We start from the raw sequence: 16,344 nt of genomic DNA, 5'->3' as shown, positions 1-16,344 counted from the left end.
CAAGCCGAACGCTGCCCGATCGCACCCGTCGCCCCAAATTGCCCGCCTCATGCCGCGAAAGAGCCGCAGAGTTCAGTCAGAACACCGGACAAAACTGAAGGTTTCACATGGCCGATTTCACTGTCTGGATGCTTTCCGCAACGCAGATCAGCGTTTCGGGCGGCCAATCGTTGAGTGGTATGACCCAGGGCGATGGCAGCCATCTTCTGGGTCAGACCATCACGCTGAATTCAAACGGCTGGACCGGCACCAAGATCAACGACAACGACACGACCTTCGACGACAACGATACGACCCAGAAGCTGTCGGGCGCGCAGACGATCAACGAGGTCACCTATGGCTCGGGGACAGCGGTCGAGGCGGAGTACAAGCTCGTCCTGCAGGATCCGACGGGCAAGACCTGGACGGTCTACGGCTACAACGTCAACAACTCCAGCCCCAGCTTCGCGACGATCGAAGGGCTGTCTTTCTTCGGCGGCGAGGGCGGCTTCCCGCCGGTCGGGGTGGCGTTGAAGGTCATTTCCGCCAGCGAGGGACCGGGCTCTTCGGGACAACCGACTGTCGGCTATGACAAGCTTGCCTTCCCGCCCTGCCTGACCCCGGGCACGATGATCGCGACGCCGGACGGTGACCGCCGCATTGAAACGCTCAAGGCGGGCGATCTGGTCCTGACCCGCGACGCAGGCCCGCAGCCGCTGGTCTGGGTTGGCGCGCTCACCGTTCCGGGCAGCCGCCTGCGGATGGAGCCGCAGTTTCGTCCGGTGAGGATCTCGGCAGGCGCGCTCGGGCCGGGTGTGCCATCGCGCGATCTGGTCGTGTCGCAGCAGCACCGGATGCTTGTCACCGGCTGGCAGGCCGAGCTGATGGCGGGTTGCCCCGAAGTGCTGGTGGCCGCGCGCCATCTGGTCGGCCGCCCCGGCATCCGCATCGACGAACATGCGGCCGAGGTGACCTACCTGCATCTCCTCTTCGACTGCCACCACTTGATCTGGGCGGACGGAGCCGAAACCGAAAGCTTCCGCCCGACCTTCAGCGAGCGGCTGACGCTCTCGCGCGACCAATGGAATGAAGTCCTGGCACTCTTCCCCGAACTCGCAGGCGGCGCCGGACCCTTCGCCACGCCGGTCCGCCCCTGCCTGCGCGGCTGGGAATCGGCCGCAACCGTGACCTCGGGCCGCCGGAAAATGGTGCGGGCGAAGGGACTTGAACCCCCACGCCTCTCGGCGCCAGAACCTAAATCTGGTGCGTCTACCAGTTTCGCCACGCCCGCACGCGCGTCCCATTAGCAAAGCATGAGCCGGCAGGCGAGCGGAAACGCATCTTGTCGCGGGACGGGCACATTTTCGCCCCATTTCGACAGGAACACTGGTGTGACCGAAGGACGGCGGAGACGCGAGATGCCTGATCTGAGCTCTGACACCAGAACCGAGACGATGTTCGTCGTCGATCTGCCGGTCGGAACGCCGGTCCTGACGCTGGAAGGCGAGATGCCGGTCGAGCATCTTCTGCCCGAGGACCGGATCATCACCCGCGCGGGCAGCGTGCTTCTGACCGACATCGCCTCGGATGAGGTTGTCGCGCCCGACCTTCTTCGTGTGTCGGCCCGTGCGCTCGGTCATGACCGCCCGGACGAGGACATGCTGCTTCCGGCAGGTCAGCCGATCCTTATCCGGGACTGGCGCGCCCGTGCGCTTTTCGGGGCCATGCAGGCGACAGTGCCGCTGAAGCGCTTGGTAGATGGGCAGTATATCCGTCCCGAACCGGTCGAGCGCATCCGCATGATCCGCCTGACCCTGCCGCGCGCCTCGGTGATCTATGCCGGCACGCTGGAAGTCGCGACATTGGCGATCCCGGTCGCTCAGACCGCCTGATCAGAATCCCATCGTCCGAAAGACCCGCGGGATCATCTCTGGCAGATCCTCGGCGATCAGGCCCGGCCCGAAGGCGCGGGCAGCTTCGACATGCAGCCAGGCAGCGCCCTGCGCCGCGCCGAAGCCATGGGCCCCGCGTGCGATAAGGCCGACTATAAGCCCCGCGAGCACGTCCCCTGCCCCCGCCGTCGCCAGCCACGGCGCGGCGCGATCGCGCAGCGCGGCGTGGACGGCGCAAAGGCCGGTCGGCGTGGCGATCACCGTATCTGCCCCCTTCAGGAGCACGATGCACCCCGCCTGCGCCGCAGCCGCGCGCACGGCATCGACGCGCGACATGGCCGCACGCTCGTCGTCCGGTTCGGCGGCCAGCGCTGCGGCGATCTTCGGGAACAGCCGGGCAAACTCGCCGTCATGCGGGGTCAGCACACAACCGGCGTGGAGCATCCCGAACAGATGGGAATCGCGGGCCAGAATGGTCAACGCATCGGCATCGAGAACGGTGGGACGGCCGCCTGCCAGCACCTCGGCCACCAGCCCGACCTCGCGCGCGCCGGTTCCCAGGCCTGGGCCCAGGCACAGCGCGTTCAGCCGCCGGTCCGCCAACAGGGCGCGCAGGCTTGCTGAATCGTCAATCGGCCGCAGCATTACCGCATCGAGCCGGGCTGCATTCTCGGTCAACGCCGCTTCAGGGCAGGCGAGCGTCACAAGCCCCGCTCCAACCCGCAATGCCGCTCGGGCGGCCAGGCGCGCCGCCCCGCACCGTCCCGTGCCGCCCGACAGGATCAGAGCGTGACCATGGGCATATTTGTGCCCTGTCTCCTTGGGCAGAACCGCACCGGGATGCGCCTCATCGACAACGGCTTCACCTTCGGCGCGCAGGAAGTCCTGATGCCAGGGCTCGATGCCGATATCGGCGATGACCAGCCGACCGCTCAGGCGACCGCCTTCCGCCAGCACATGGCCGAGCTTCGCGCGATGAAAAGCAACCGTCAGGTCGGCCGGGCGCTCCGGATAGCCCGACAGGCTGCGCACGCGGCCACTGTCGGCGCAGAGGCCGGACAGGATATCGACTGCGACAAGCGGGCATCCTGCCTGCTGCGCCAAGTCGAGCGCGCCCCAGACTCCGGGCGCCAGCGGCCGGACCAGCCCCGTCCCGAACAGCGCGTCGATGATGACCGGCGCCCCGTCGAGTTCGGCAGGGTCCAGCGCAAATGGCTCGACCGGACCGACCCACTTGCCGCGCGCCTGCTTGGCATCTGCTGTGGCTGGCGCAGCCAAGGCCTTGACCACCACATTCCACCCCGACTGGGCCAGAGACCGGGCGATGACATAGCCATCGCCGCCATTGTTGCCCGGCCCGCACAGCACGATCGCCCTCCGGCGGTCCATGCCCCAGGTCTTCAGGACAGCCGCCGCAACTGCCGCGCCGGCACGCTCCATCAGTTCGGCCCCATCGACCTGACCGGAGGCCATGGCGGCGCCCTCGATGGCGCGCATTTGTGCAGAAGTCAGCAATTCGCCCATCAGATCGCCAAAACCGTTCTAAAACCGCCCATATCGAAGTCGCACTGCCTATTTTTTAGGCAATCTCTTTGGAATCCCCGTGGGCATCCCGTGCGCCTTGACCCTAGTCAATTGTCCCTCCCGCGCGAAAGTGGTCACTGGCCTGCGGAACGGAAAACATCGGGGGGAGTCGCGGTGAAGAAGATCGAGGCCATCATCAAGCCGTTCAAACTTGATGAAGTCAAAGAAGCGCTTCAGGAAGCCGGAATCCAGGGCCTGTCCGTGACGGAAGTGAAAGGCTTCGGCCGCCAGAAGGGCCATACCGAGCTTTATCGCGGAGCCGAATACGTCGTCGATTTCCTGCCGAAGGTGAAGATCGAGGTCGTCCTGTCCGACGAGGATGTCGATGCAGCGGTTGAGGCCATCATCTCGGCCGCCCGCACCGACAAGATCGGCGACGGCAAGATCTTCATCTCGCCCGTCGAACAAGCGATCCGAATCCGCACCGGCGAAACCGGCGACGACGCGATTTGAACCCCTCTCCCGGTTCGGCGGGGGCGCCGCATCCGGGCCTACGAAATCCTCAAGCAGAAGGAATGACCCCGAGATGAGCAAGGTCAAGGACGCTCTAAAACTGATGAAGGACGAGGAGGTCGAATACGTCGACATCCGCTTTACCGATCCGAAAGGCAAGCTCCAGCACGTGACGCTGGTGGCCGACCTCGTCGACGAAGACTTCTTCGAGGAAGGCTTCATGTTCGACGGTTCGTCCATCGCCGGCTGGAAGTCGATCGACCAGTCCGACATGAAGCTCATCCCGGATGCGAGTTCGGTCTATATCGACCCGTTCTATGCCGAAAAGACCATGTGCGTGCATTGCAACGTCGTGGAACCCGATACCGGCGAGCCCTATTCGCGTGACCCGCGCGGCACCGCGCTGAAGGCCGAAGCCTACCTGAAGTCCTCGGGCATCGGTGACGCCGCCTATTTCGGCCCGGAAGCCGAATTCTTCATCTTCGACGACGTGCGCTATTCGGTGACGCCGCAGAAGGTGTCGTTCCAGATCGACGCCGAAGACGCCGCCTGGAACACCGACGCCGACATCGAGGGCGGCAACCTCGCCCACCGCGCGGCCCACAAGGGTGGCTACTTCCCGGTCAACCCGATCGACGCGAGCCAGGACATCCGTGGCGAGATGCTCTCGACCATGAAGCGGATGGGGATGAAGGTCGACAAGCACCACCACGAGGTGGCGACCGCCCAGCACGAGCTTGGGCTGATCTTCGGCGGGCTGACCGAGCAGGCCGACAACATCCTGAAGTACAAGTACGTCATCCACAACGTCGCGGCCGCCTATGGCAAGACCGTGACCTTCATGCCGAAGCCCATGAAGGGCGACAACGGCTCGGGGATGCACGTCAACATGTCGATCTGGAAGGACGGCAAGCCGCTTTTCGCCGGCGACAAATATGCCGACCTCAGCCAGGAAGCGCTCTACTTCATCGGCGGCATCCTGAAGCACGCCAAGGCGCTGAACGCCCTGACGAACCCCGGCACCAACAGCTACAAGCGTCTGATCCCCGGCTTCGAAGCCCCGGTTCTGCGCGCTTACTCGGCCCGCAACCGCTCGGGTTGCGTCCGGATCCCGTGGACCGAGTCGCCGAAGGCCAAGCGTGTGGAAGCCCGCTTCCCCGATCCCTCGGCCAACCCCTATCTCGCCTTCGCCGCCCTGCTGATGGCCGGCCTCGACGGGATCAAGAACAAGATCGACCCGGGTCCGGCCTCGGACAAGGACCTTTACGACCTGCCTCCGGAAGAACTGGCGCAGATCCCCACGGTCTGCGGCTCGCTCCGCGAGGCGCTGGAAGAACTCGAGAAGGATCACGACTTCCTGCTGGCCGGTGACGTGTTCACCAAGGACCAGCTCGAGGGCTACATGGCGCTGAAATGGGAGGAAGTGTACGCCTACGAGCATACGCCCCACCCGATCGAGTACGCGATGTACTACTCCTGCTAAGTCCTCAGGAAACAATCTGTATCCGGAAAAGGGCGCGTCGATCGACGCGCCCTTTTTCTGTGTTGCAGCGCGGCCAGGTCCGTCGCGGCGATCCTGTGCCGTCCACTGGTCGCCGGTCGGCAACAATAGCGCTGTGGGGGTGGCTACCGGAGGCGATCTGGTTAACGGGGACCGGCCGTCCGACCTGTCCTTTTGGACTAGTCCCTTTCAGCGCACCACGTTGCGGTAGGCAACAAAACCACGTGCTTCGGGCTGCCGTTCGCTGCGCGGCAACAAACCGCCGGGCTTGGTGAATTCCACGTTAATTTCACAATCCGCGCCCAATCCCGGCCCGAATCACGGCGCATCAAGGATGCAGGACGAAGGCGGGAGATGCGCCATGAGCGACACGAGCACCACGATTGCACAGCTTCTGTACACGAAGCGCCCACCGATGAACTTCGCGCATGTCGTGCGCGAACTCGATGCGGCCCTGCTGCGTTGCCCGGCTGATCGCCGGTCGCTGTCGTGGGACTGCGATGACGTGGCAGTCTTCGACCTGGATGCGGCACGGATCGCCCTAGGCTATGCCGATGACCTACCCGGCGGCTATCGCGCCTGCCTCAGCATCTCGGTCGGCCACGGGCCGGCCTCCAGCGTCACGGCGCCGCCCCTGCTGCGTCGCCGGGCATCGCTCTGCCGCCTGATCCTCGACCGGATTTCCGGCCGCTATCCTGCGGACGAAGTGGTCTGGCATGAACAGGAAGAGGTGACGACGGCCGAAACCATCGACCGGCTGCTCGACCAACTGCCTGCGCCCGAGATTGCCCCGCCGACCGCCGCCGAATTCGACCGGTTGATGGCACGGCTTGACGACGAACTGCGGGCCCGCGCGCCCGAACACGACTCGGAACTCGTCATCGAGGCCTCTGTCGAACCGACCGGCGCCGAGGCGCCCGGCTTCTGGTCGGCACTCCTCGACACCGACATCGCACAGCGCGCCTTCGCCATGGCGCGCCAGAAATCGGAAGCGGCGGCTGCCGCGCGGAGCCGTCGCATTACGGTGCCGGAACTTGCAGAAGAAGCGGAACTCGAAACGGTCGAGGCGGTGCCAGCCGCAGCCGTTTCTGTCACGGACCAGACCGTGACCGTCCCTGCCGCCGTTGCTGCCAATGACCGGCCAGACCTGCCGCTTCCGATGATCGACGAACTCGCCCGCCTACGCGCCGCCCTCTACCCGGAAGAGCCGGTGACGACGGCCGAGGAAACCGCGCGGCCGACAACGGCCATGCGGCTTGCGGTCCATGCGATGAACGCCACGCTCATCACCGTTTACGCTCCGGTCGGGGCCGCCGTGATGACCTATTCGATCCTCAAGGGCGAAGACATGCGCCTGAGCGGCCGGATGATGGCGCTCGCCGGCGCCTTCCTTGCGCTGACGAACACGCCCATGGCGCATCAGGTGATGGCCGCGATCGGAACCTGACCCCCGGGCTCAGGCCGGATAAAGCTCAAGAAGCGCTGCCGCCGCATCCGGCGGCAGTTTCCTTATGGGCACCACCCAGGTGTGGATCGAGAACAGCACAGCCTGTGTCCGAGGCAGCCGGACGAGGCATTGCCGTTCGACCCGCACGAGATCCCGCCTGACCGGGCGCGGCCGCGGGAACCCCTCGCGGCGAGGCTGATGCAGTTCGGCATCGTCGTAGATCAGGAAATTCATCCGCCACATCGGTTGTTCGACCCTGATCGCGTCGAACAGGCGCTGGACCCGCCTTGCCATCGCCTGATCATAGGCCTTGACCGGGACATGGATCGCGGTCAGCGGCCGGCCGATCTTCTGCGCCAGGGTCCAGCTTGCAGGAAAGCACAGGACCGCAGCCGTCAGAACGTGTTCGCCACTGCCATTCGCCTCCATCAGACAGAGGTCCTCTTGAACCAGCCGCCCGAGGGTGCGCATCGGGCTGTCCGGGTCGAGCGGGACGACCACACCGTCGGGGCGAAGCACTTCGGTAAGTCGAATGTCGTAGCCCGGCGTCGTACGCAGTTTGTCCAGCACCATCGCGTAAAGCTCCCGCGCGGCGGCGTGGCCCTGCGGCGTCTCGGCCCAGACATCCTGCGGCACGTTCGCGATCAGCCGGTCGCGCTCGGCCATCTGGGCGGCGAACGCCTCGTCCACCCGCAGCCAGTCGCCGGGCTCCAGCGGCTGGATGCCGGGAAGGCGTGCCGTGCGAGCGTCCATCCAAGGGATAAAGGGCAGTTTGTCTTGCAGGATCATGGTCATGCCGCCTCATACCCAAAGGCGGAGCCAGGGGAAAGCGCGTCGATGCCACGCCACGAAACGACGCGCGCATGTCGCATTCCTGTCCGACAACGCCAAACGCCCCGGCCCAATCTGGCCGGACCCAAGCCGCGTGAGGACAGACCATGGCCATCCACTACGCCGACCGTCGCAAGATCGACCCTACTCGTGGCGACCGGCTGGGCGACGGGACCCCGAACGACAACGATCGGGTCGAGATCGGGCCAACCCAGCTTGCCTTCCGCGAATGGGAGGCGGCAGGTCTGACGCCTCCGAACCTCGAGCGGATGCGGGAATACCGGTGGCGGAAGCTGACCGAGGCACTGGTCAAGCGCGACTATGGCGGGCTGCTGCTGTTCGATCCCCTGAACATTCGCTACGCCACCGACACCACCAACATGCAGCTGTGGAACACCCACAACCCGTTCCGGGCGGTGCTGCTCTGTGCCGATGGCCACATGGTGATCTGGGAGTACAAGAACTCCCCCTTCCTCGTGACCTTCAACCCGCTCATCAAGGAACTGCGCTCGGGCGCGACGTTCTTCTACAACTCCACGGGCGACAAGGGCGATGCGGCCGCGGCCGGTTTCGCCGCGCAGGTCGAAGAGGTGATGCGCGCCCATGCCGGCACGAACCGCCGTCTCGCCGTCGACAAGATCATGATCGCCGGCCTCCGTGCCCTGGAGCGGCGCGGCTTCGAGGTGATGGAGGGCGAGGAGGTCACCGAGCGGACCCGAGCCATCAAGGGGCCGGACGAGATGCTCGCCATGCGCTGCGCCCACCATGCCTGCGAGTCCGCCATGGCCGAGATGGAGCGTTTCACCCGGACCCATGTGCCGCTCGGCGGCGTCAGCGAAGACGACATCTGGGCCGAGCTGCACAAGGGCAACATCAAGCGCGGCGGCGAATGGATCGAGACGCGGCTTCTCGCCTCCGGCCCCCGGACCAACCCCTGGTTCCAGGAATGCGGCCCCCGGATCGTGCAACCGAACGAGATCGTGGCCTTCGACACCGACCTGATCGGCAGCTACGGCATCTGCATCGACATCAGCCGCACCTGGTGGGTCGGCGACCAGCGCCCGACGAATGCCATGGTCAGCGCGATGCACCATGCCCGCGACCACATCCGCGAGAATATGGCGATGCTGAAGCCGGGCGTCTCGATCAAGGAGCTGGTCTTCGGCGGCCACCAGCTTGAAGACCAGTACTGGGCGCAGAAATACAGCTGCAAGATGCACGGCGTGGGTCTGTGCGACGAGTGGCCCTATGTCACCTATCCCGATGGCTGGACCGAGGGCGCCTTCGATGCGGTGCTGCAGCCGGGCATGGTGTTGTGCGTGGAAGCGCTGGTCAGCCCCGAGGGCGGCGATTTCTCGATCAAGCTGGAGGATCAGGTCCTCATCACCGAGACCGGACACGAGAACCTGACCCGCTATCCGTTCGACGAACGGCTGATGGGAGCTTGACGCCCAGGAGGCCGAAGTCCTCCGGCGCGTTTGACAACCCTAGATCGAAAGTCCGATCGCTATCGCCATCAGCGGTATGGCGGCAAGTGTCAGGCCGGCCTGAACCCGGCGCGAGCGCGCCGCGAAGACCATCAAGGTTGCTACGGCCATTAGAAGATTGAGGCTTGCCACTCCGCTGATCGGCGCGCGGAAAAAGGTCACGTCAACCGCGACTGCAATTACCAGATACATCGCGAAGGGGAGAAGGCCATAGCGACCGTCGCGTTCGAAATACTCGCGGATGCCATGCGATTCATCCTCCGACCGGCTTGGCAGGATCAGCGCGCCCGACAGGAACAACAGAAGCGGCAACAGGATCAGAACCAGGAAGTCGGGAAAGGTGAAGGCCGACTGTATGCGCGACAGGCCATTGATCGCCCACCAGAACTGGATCTGTTCGGCAAACAGGATACCGGCCCAGGCCAGAGGCAGCCAGTCCACCGGCGCCGAATTGCGGATGCGGAAGACCGTCACGAAGCCGAGAAGCAGCCGTGTGATGCCCAGTCCCAGGATCAGGGATAGGACGGGGGCGATCATGCCGAATTCTTCCATGCGTCCCCTCGCGGCGTGTCAGGACCGGATCATGGATCGGCGGTTCACTCTGCCTCGAACCCTGCCGCCTTGTGGCTGCCGTCGCAATAGGGCTTGTTCTTCGAATGGCCGCAACGGCAGAGGAAGGTCTGCGTGACACGGTTGATCGTGCGCCCGGTCCCCGAGACGATCTCGAGGTTGCCGACGACCTTAAGCGGCCCGTTCGGCTGGGGCAGGACATCGACAGCGCCATTCCGGGCCGCCAGAGGTTCGCTGGCTTTGGTCGCGGGCTCTCCGGTCGCGGCGAAGCCCGCCTCGGCATGGCTTCCGTCGCAGAAGGGTTTGCGCTTCGACTGGCCGCAGCGGCAAAGCGTTGCCCGGGGCGTGTCGAACGCCTCGCCGCGGATCAGGATCGGCGCCTCGAGCGCCAGCGGCCCGTTCTCGCGGACATGCACGGTATTCACCACCGGAGCGGCATCGCTGCCCGCGCTACCATCATTCCGCAACACACGGATCGCGCCCGAGGGGCAGTCAAAGCCGATCCGCAACACCGCCTCGGCGGGGGCGGCATCGGGAAAGATCCAGTCACCCTTGACGTTCGGGACGAAGACCTCGGGATGGCCAAGAACGCAGTGACGCGAATGGATGCAGCGTGAACCGTCGAAGATGACGGTGACCTCGCGTCCCTTTACCGTTTCGACCATGGCAAATCCCCCTCATTTCAAATCCATGTAGCGTCCTGCCGAGACGGTTCCAGCCTCGTCGACAAAGCGCAGGTCGAGCCCTCTCGCCTCGCGCTCCACACGGTAACAGGCCCAGTCCGTTCCGGGTGGCCATTGTGAGCAATAGCGTTCGCCCTCGATCTTCCAAAGACCATGACGCAGAGACCAGAAGGTCTGGAAAAGCGTGGTGCCGTCGGCCTTGAATTCCTGCACCGTGCCATCCGCGTAGCCGAGCACGCGCGCCGTCAAGGCCGAACCGACCTGCCCTCCGTCAAGCGGCAGCCAGGTTTCGCCGCCAACCGGAGCCGCCAGCGCCACCATCAGCCCGGCAATCGACAGGACTTTCGCCCCTCTCATTGCGACAAACGATAGCGGAGGGTGAGCCTCCCGCCGCCAGACGCATCGAGATTCAGCGTCATGCCTCCAACGTCGCGGTGAACCTTGAAACAGTGGTCCTGCTCGCCCGGCTGCAGCGCGAAACAAAGCAGATTGGCATCAACCCACCAGAAGCCCGACAGATCCCAGTCGGGTTCCTTTCGATATCGGGTGGTGCCATCGGCATTGAAATTCTGGACCGCTCCGTTCGAGTATTCGAGCTGCTGCTGCCGAAAGGCTTCGTACAGCTCATCGCCCTGCAGGATACGCGGATCCTGCGCCCAAGCGGCAGCCGAGGCCAACCCGGCGAGTGCCGCCAACCCAAGCATTCTGGCGAAGGTCACGCTTGCCTCCCCTTGCGGCGGCCGACCGCTTGTCAGCCGCCGCCCATGAGTTTAAGGCAGCCGCGCGTCCCCGTCATCAGCCCGAACGGACCCTGCCCCATGATTCCGCGCTATTCCCGCCCCGAGATGGTCGCCCTCTGGTCGCCCGAGACCAAGTTCCGCATCTGGTTCGAGATCGAGGCCCATGCCTGTGACGCGCAGGCGGCGCTCGGCGTGATCCCGAAGGAAAATGCCGAAGCCGTCTGGCGCGCGAAGGACGTGGAGTTCGACGTGGCCCGCATCGACGAAATCGAGGCGGTGACCAAGCATGACGTGATCGCCTTTTTGACCCATCTCGCCGAGCATGTCGGATCGGATCAGGCACGCTTCGTGCATCAGGGCATGACTTCGTCGGACGTGCTAGACACGACGCTGAACGTGCAGCTCGTCCGCGTCTCGGACCTGCTGCTGAAGGGTATGGACCGGGTGCTGGCGGCGCTGAAGACCCGCGCCTTTGAGCACAAGGATACGGTGCGGATCGGCCGCAGCCACGGCATCCATGCCGAACCCACCACCATGGGCCTGACCTTCGCCCGCTTCTATGCCGAGATGGCGCGGGGGCGTGCGCGGCTCGAAGCCGCGCGCGAAGAGGTGCGGACGGGCGCGATTTCGGGCGCCGTCGGCACCTTCGCCAATATCGATCCGGCGGTCGAGGCGCATGTCTGCGCCCAGATGGGCCTCAAGCCCGAACCGATCAGCACCCAGGTCATCCCCCGCGACCGCCACGCGATGTTCTTCGCAACCCTCGGCGTGATCGCAAGCTCCATCGAGAACATCGCCATCGAGATCCGCCACATGCAGCGCACCGAGGTGCTGGAGGCGGAAGAATTCTTCAGCCCCGGCCAGAAGGGCTCGTCGGCCATGCCGCACAAGCGCAACCCGGTCCTGACCGAGAACCTGACCGGCCTTGCCCGCCTGATCCGCATGTCGGTCGTCCCGGCAATGGAAAACGTGGCGCTCTGGCACGAGCGCGACATCAGCCATTCATCGGTCGAACGCGCGATCGGGCCGGACACGACGATCACGCTCGATTTCGCTCTGCACCGTCTGGCCGGCGTGGTGGAAAAGCTGGTGGTCTACCCCGAGAACATGCTGAAGAACATGAACAAGTTCAAAGGGCTGGTCATGTCGCAGCGCGTGCTGCTTGCCCTGACCCAAGCCGGTGTCAGCCGCGAGGACGCCTATCGCCTAGTCCAGCGCAACGCGATGAAGGTCTGGGAGAAGGGCGCCGACTTCAAGACCGAGCTTCTGGCCGACCCGGAAGTGACCGCCGCCCTGTCGCCTGCCGAGATCGAGGAAAAGTTTGACCTCGGCTATCACACCAAGCATGTGGACACGATCTTTGCCCGGGTGTTCGCCGCCTGATTTCGTGATCTTGCCGTTGCGTAAATCGTGCTATTCTTTTCAGGATTGTTTCCGGGGAGAGACTGCCGATGCGCCACGCCCTCGCTCTTGTCCTTTGCACCCTGCCCTTCGCCGCACTGGCAGCAGGGTCAGACGACAACGATCCGCCGACCCAGACCAACACGACCAAGACCTGCACGGATGGCAAGGTCTGGGACGAGGCCAAGCAATCCTGCGAAGAGCCGAAAAGCGGACAACTGGATGACGAGACGTTGTTCCGCGCCGCCCGCGAATTCGCTTATGTCGGCCAACCGCAGAACGCCCTGAACGCGCTTGCTGCGATGAAGGAAGGCGAAAGCGACCGGGTGCTGACCTATCTCGGATTCGCCAACCGCAAGGCCGGCAACCTCGAGATCGGCCTGAGCTATTACGACAAGGCGCTCGACCGGAACCCCGACAATCTTCTCGCCCGCTCCTATTATGGCCAGGCTCTGGTCGAGATGGGCGAGTTGCAGCTGGCTCAGGCGCAGCTGGACGAGATCGTTGCCCGGGGCGGCAGTACTGGCTGGCCCGCGCAATCCCTGGCCGAGGCGATCCGGACCGGCCAGACGACCAACTACTGAAACCGACGGAAAGGAAAGGCAGATGATGAAGAAGAAGATCTTCGCCGCTCTTGTTCTGGCCCTTGCGCCCGTTGCCGCGATGGCCGGTCCCGGTTGCCCGCACGAGGCGATCAAGTCGGCCGCGCAATGCCCGACCGGACAGGTCTGGGATACGGCGCAGCAGACTTGCGTGACGGCGGTCAATAGCTGACGCAAACCGTCCGTTAAGGCGGGAAGGGCAAGCTTGGCGCATCCAGAAGGAGCGCCACAATGTCTACCACGCTTGCCCGCATCACCCCTGTGAAGATGGCCGTCGCGGTCGCCCGCACGGCGAACCAATCGCTTGCTGCTCCGGCGCTGAACGGTCGGATGAAGGCGGCGGTGATCGTGCGGCTGCTTCTGGCCGAGGGAGCGAGCCTTCCCCTCTCGGCCCTTCCTGAGCACATGCAGGCCGCGCTTGCCGAACAGATCGGCCAGATGCGGCTGGTCGACCGCACCACCCTTGGCGCCGTGGTCGAGGAATTCCTGTCCGAACTCGATCAGGTTGGCCTCGCCTTTCCCGGCGGGATAGAAGGCGCCTTGTCGATGATGGATGGCCATATCAGCCAGACCGCCGCGAACCGCCTGCGGCGGCTGGCCGGCGCCTCGGCCAAGGCCGATCCCTGGGACAGGATCGTCAATTTCGACATTGACCGCCTGCTGCCGCTCCTGGACGAGGAAAGCACCGAGGTCGCGGCCGTCATGCTGTCGAAACTGCCCGTCCCCAAGGCGGCGGAGATGCTGGGGCGGCTCTCGGGCGAGCGGGCGCGACGCATCGCCTATGCCATGTCGCTGACCGGCAATGTCGATCCGGAGACAGTGCGCCGCATCGGTCAGGCGCTGGCGGCGCAGCTTGACACCGTGCCGGTGCGGGCGTTCGAGGCGGGTCCGGTCGAGCGGGTTGGCGCGATCCTGAATGTCTCGGCCACGCAGACCCGCGACGAGGTTCTGCAGGGGCTGGACGAGACGGACGGCGCCTTCGCCGAGAAGGTACGCAAGGCGATCTTCACCTTTGCCCATATCCCCGAACGCCTGTCCCCGCGCGACGTGCCGAAACTTGCCCGCAGCGTAGACCAGGCGGTGCTGGTTACGGCGCTCAAGGCGGCGCAAGCCGGAACACTGGCCCCGGTGGCGGAATTCGTGCTGGCCAACCTGTCGCAGCGGCTGGCCCAGACCCTGCAGGAAGAGATCGCCGAGCGCAGCCCCGTCAAGGAGAAGGAGGCGGAAGAGGCGATGACCGCGATTCTGCTGCAGATCCGCCAGCTTGAGGGGATCGGTGAGATAACCCTGATCCGGCCCGAGGACTGACCCCCTCTCCGGCGCCCCTTGTGGCCGATCCGGCGGCATCCTACTGTCCGGCGACCGGCCCGTTCGCGCCGGACGGGCAGGATCATGTCAACCTCAGTCACCGCCGGCACAGCGCCGGTCAGCCACGTCGGCAGGGGCATCCTTTTGATGCTTCTGGCGGTGCTCTTCTTCACCGGCATGGATGCTACCGCCAAAGGTCTGGTGCGGGAGTATCCTGCGCTTCAGGTGATCTGGGCACGCTTCCTCGGCCAGTTCCTGATCGTCGTGCTGATCCTTCGGGGCCGCACCTTCGCGCTGGCCCGGACCCGTCATCCGATCCAGCAGATCTTCCGCTCGCTGTTCCAGTTCGGTGCCATCGGCTTCTTCTTCGCCAGCCTCAACCATATCGGCCTGGCGGAAGCGACGGCGATCGGCGATACGAGCCCGCTGCTCATCACCCTTGGCGCGGCGCTGTTTCTGGGTGAAAAGCTCGGCCCCCGCCGGATCGCCGGCGTCGTGGCGGCGATGATCGGCGCGCTTATCATCATTCGCCCCGGCTTCGGCATGTTCACGCCCTGGGCGCTTCTGCCGTTCCTCTCGGCGGTCAGCTATGCCGGCAACGCGCTGCTGACCCGTGTGGTCGGCACGCGCGAAAGCGTCTGGACCACGATGATCCTTGGCGGCGCCTTCGGCGCAATCCTCAGCAGCTTCACACTGCCCTGGCTCTGGACACCGATCGACCTTGCGGATCTATGGCTTTTCGCCCTGGTCGGCGCGCTCGGCGCGGCGGGACAGCTTTGCATCATCAAGGCCTTCTCGATTGCCGAGGCATCGGCCATCGCGCCCTTTTCCTATGTGGGGATCATCTGCGCCACGGGCTGGGGCATCCTGCTCTACGACGAATACCCCGATCTCTGGACCATCGTCGGCGCGCTTGTGATCGCGGGTGCGGGGCTTTATGTCTGGCACCGCGAAACGAAGGCGGCCCGCGCTGCCGCATGAGGCAAAGAAGGCATGGCGGAGCCGATCCCCCATCAGAGACGTCTGTGGCTTCAGGATCGCGCCTTCCGTGCCGTCATCTGGCTGATGCGCTGCCTGCCCTATGCCTGGCGCGTGCAGTTCTTCGGCTGGATCACCAGCCGCATCATCGCCCCGATCGCCGGCTATGACCGGCGGATCCGCGAGAACCTGAACAGCATCCTGCCAGATCTCGACCCAAAGGAGGTCGACCGCATCGTCCGCGCCGTACCGAACAATGTCGGTCGCAACCTGATCGAGATGTATTCGGGCCAGCAGTTCATCGACCGCGCCGCCCGCTTTGAACCCAAGGGCGAGGGGCTGGCCGCGATCGCGCAAGCCAGGACCGAGGGCAAGCCGGTCGTGATCGTGACCGGCCATTTCGGCAATTACCTTGCCGCTCGGGCCAACCTGATCCAGCGCGGCTACCGCATCGCCGGGCTCTACCGACCGATGGAGAACCCCTATTTCAACGACCACTACGTCGCGGCGATGGAGACGATCGGCAAGCCGATGTTCGCCCGCGGCAACCGCGGCCTTGGCGAGATGATCCGCTATCTCCGCCAGGGCGGTTTCCTTGGCCTGCTGATCGACCAGCGCATGGTACAGGGCGCGCGGCTCTCCTTTTTCGGACATCAGGCGCTGACCGCGCTGTCCGCGGCCGAGATGGCGCTGAAATACGATGCCCTGCTGGTGCCGATCTATGCCATCCGCCGCGAGAACGGGCTCGACTTCGACATCATCGTCGAACGCCCCATTCCGCACAGCTCGCCCGAAGAGATGACCCAGGCGCTGAACGACAGCCTCGAGGCGCTGGTGCGAAAGCACATGGATCAGTGGTTCTGGATCCACCGGCGCTGGAAGCCGTGA

At 64.9% G+C, this 16,344-nt stretch carries 17 protein-coding genes, 1 tRNA gene and 1 pseudogene; 12 read left to right on the top strand and 7 right to left on the bottom strand.

The window, feature by feature from the left end:
- Positions 1-107: 107 nt before the first annotated feature.
- Positions 108-968 (top strand): annotated as a pseudogene (locus L0V05_RS20730) (Hint domain-containing protein); the annotation flags it as partial.
- A gap of 217 nt (positions 969-1,185) precedes the next feature.
- Here L0V05_RS20730 and L0V05_RS12705 read toward each other — a convergent pair.
- Positions 1,186-1,270 (bottom strand) — tRNA-Leu (locus tag L0V05_RS12705).
- Positions 1,271-1,397: 127 nt separating this feature from the next.
- On the opposite strand from L0V05_RS12705, the gene L0V05_RS12700 reads away from it, so the two are divergent.
- A complete protein-coding gene (locus tag L0V05_RS12700) occupies positions 1,398-1,871 on the top strand; it encodes a Hint domain-containing protein (protein ID WP_234871036.1) in 474 nt (157 codons plus the stop codon).
- Here L0V05_RS12700 and L0V05_RS12695 read toward each other — a convergent pair whose 3' ends face one another.
- Positions 1,872-3,368, bottom strand: a complete 1,497-nt coding sequence (locus L0V05_RS12695; RefSeq protein ID WP_234871034.1) for an NAD(P)H-hydrate dehydratase — start codon at positions 3,366-3,368, stop codon at positions 1,872-1,874. It lies immediately after the preceding gene.
- Positions 3,369-3,569: 201 nt separating this feature from the next.
- Here L0V05_RS12695 and L0V05_RS12690 point away from each other — a divergent pair, with 201 nt between their 5' ends.
- The 3 genes from L0V05_RS12690 to L0V05_RS12680 all read left to right on the top strand — a co-directional run bounded on the left by L0V05_RS12690 (position 3,570) and on the right by L0V05_RS12680 (position 6,856).
- Positions 3,570-3,908 carry a P-II family nitrogen regulator gene (locus L0V05_RS12690; RefSeq protein ID WP_234871032.1) on the top strand — a complete coding sequence of 113 codons (339 nt, stop codon included), beginning with the start codon at positions 3,570-3,572 and terminating at the stop codon, positions 3,906-3,908.
- Between the two features lie 73 nt (positions 3,909-3,981).
- Entirely contained in the window at positions 3,982-5,391 is a 1,410-nt protein-coding gene (gene glnA, locus L0V05_RS12685) for a type I glutamate--ammonia ligase (protein WP_234871030.1), read from the top strand.
- Between the two features lie 379 nt (positions 5,392-5,770).
- Positions 5,771-6,856 carry a hypothetical protein gene (locus L0V05_RS12680; protein WP_234871028.1) on the top strand — a complete coding sequence of 362 codons (1,086 nt, stop codon included), beginning with the start codon at positions 5,771-5,773 and terminating at the stop codon, positions 6,854-6,856.
- A 9-nt stretch (positions 6,857-6,865) separates the two neighbouring features.
- Here L0V05_RS12680 and L0V05_RS12675 read toward each other — a convergent pair whose 3' ends face one another.
- Complete coding sequence (locus L0V05_RS12675) at positions 6,866-7,651, bottom strand: heme-dependent oxidative N-demethylase family protein (RefSeq protein ID WP_234871026.1); 786 nt, start codon at positions 7,649-7,651, stop codon at positions 6,866-6,868.
- A 143-nt stretch (positions 7,652-7,794) separates the two neighbouring features.
- On the opposite strand from L0V05_RS12675, the gene dddP reads away from it, so the two are divergent.
- Positions 7,795-9,135: a dimethylsulfonioproprionate lyase DddP gene (gene dddP, locus L0V05_RS12670; protein ID WP_234871024.1), complete on the top strand. Its 1,341-nt coding sequence runs from the start codon at positions 7,795-7,797 to the stop codon at positions 9,133-9,135.
- A gap of 39 nt (positions 9,136-9,174) precedes the next feature.
- Here the strand turns inward: dddP and L0V05_RS12665 are convergent, their stop codons facing one another.
- From L0V05_RS12665 to L0V05_RS12650, 4 genes are read right to left on the bottom strand one after another with little or no spacing between them, the layout of a single operon-like run.
- Complete coding sequence (locus L0V05_RS12665; RefSeq protein ID WP_234871022.1) at positions 9,175-9,711, bottom strand: hypothetical protein; 537 nt, start codon at positions 9,709-9,711, stop codon at positions 9,175-9,177.
- 59 nt (positions 9,712-9,770) lie between these two features.
- Positions 9,771-10,409 carry a CDGSH iron-sulfur domain-containing protein gene (locus tag L0V05_RS12660; RefSeq protein ID WP_234871020.1) on the bottom strand — a complete coding sequence of 213 codons (639 nt, stop codon included), beginning with the start codon at positions 10,407-10,409 and terminating at the stop codon, positions 9,771-9,773.
- A gap of 12 nt (positions 10,410-10,421) precedes the next feature.
- A complete protein-coding gene (locus tag L0V05_RS12655; RefSeq protein WP_234871018.1) occupies positions 10,422-10,784 on the bottom strand; it encodes a hypothetical protein in 363 nt (120 codons plus the stop codon).
- Positions 10,781-11,146: a hypothetical protein gene (locus L0V05_RS12650; protein ID WP_234871016.1), complete on the bottom strand. Its 366-nt coding sequence runs from the start codon at positions 11,144-11,146 to the stop codon at positions 10,781-10,783. The genes L0V05_RS12655 and L0V05_RS12650 overlap by 4 nt, the downstream gene beginning before the upstream one ends.
- Positions 11,147-11,245: 99 nt before the next feature.
- On the opposite strand from L0V05_RS12650, the gene purB reads away from it, so the two are divergent.
- From purB to L0V05_RS12620, 6 genes are all read left to right on the top strand, one after another.
- The gene (purB, locus tag L0V05_RS12645; RefSeq protein WP_234871014.1) at positions 11,246-12,550 is read left to right on the top strand and encodes an adenylosuccinate lyase; all 1,305 of its coding nucleotides are present in this window, start codon (positions 11,246-11,248) and stop codon (positions 12,548-12,550) included.
- Between the two features lie 68 nt (positions 12,551-12,618).
- Positions 12,619-13,152, top strand: coding sequence for a tetratricopeptide repeat protein (locus L0V05_RS12640; protein ID WP_234871013.1), 534 nt, complete (start codon positions 12,619-12,621; stop codon positions 13,150-13,152).
- A 22-nt stretch (positions 13,153-13,174) separates the two neighbouring features.
- Positions 13,175-13,342, top strand: a complete 168-nt coding sequence (locus L0V05_RS12635; RefSeq protein ID WP_234871011.1) for a hypothetical protein — start codon at positions 13,175-13,177, stop codon at positions 13,340-13,342.
- A gap of 59 nt (positions 13,343-13,401) precedes the next feature.
- A complete protein-coding gene (locus tag L0V05_RS12630; RefSeq protein ID WP_234871009.1) occupies positions 13,402-14,478 on the top strand; it encodes a flagellar motor switch protein FliG in 1,077 nt (358 codons plus the stop codon).
- 84 nt (positions 14,479-14,562) lie between these two features.
- Entirely contained in the window at positions 14,563-15,459 is an 897-nt protein-coding gene (locus L0V05_RS12625) for a DMT family transporter (RefSeq protein WP_234871007.1), read from the top strand.
- Between the two features lie 12 nt (positions 15,460-15,471).
- Positions 15,472-16,344, top strand: a complete 873-nt coding sequence (locus L0V05_RS12620) for a lysophospholipid acyltransferase family protein (protein ID WP_234871005.1) — start codon at positions 15,472-15,474, stop codon at positions 16,342-16,344.

It is taken from the genome of Alitabrizicola rongguiensis (assembly GCF_021491355.1).
GTDB lineage: Bacteria > Pseudomonadota > Alphaproteobacteria > Rhodobacterales > Rhodobacteraceae > Aliitabrizicola > Aliitabrizicola rongguiensis.
The sequence above is the reverse complement of the archived record's forward strand: the minus strand, read 5'-3'. Positions and strand labels throughout refer to the sequence as shown.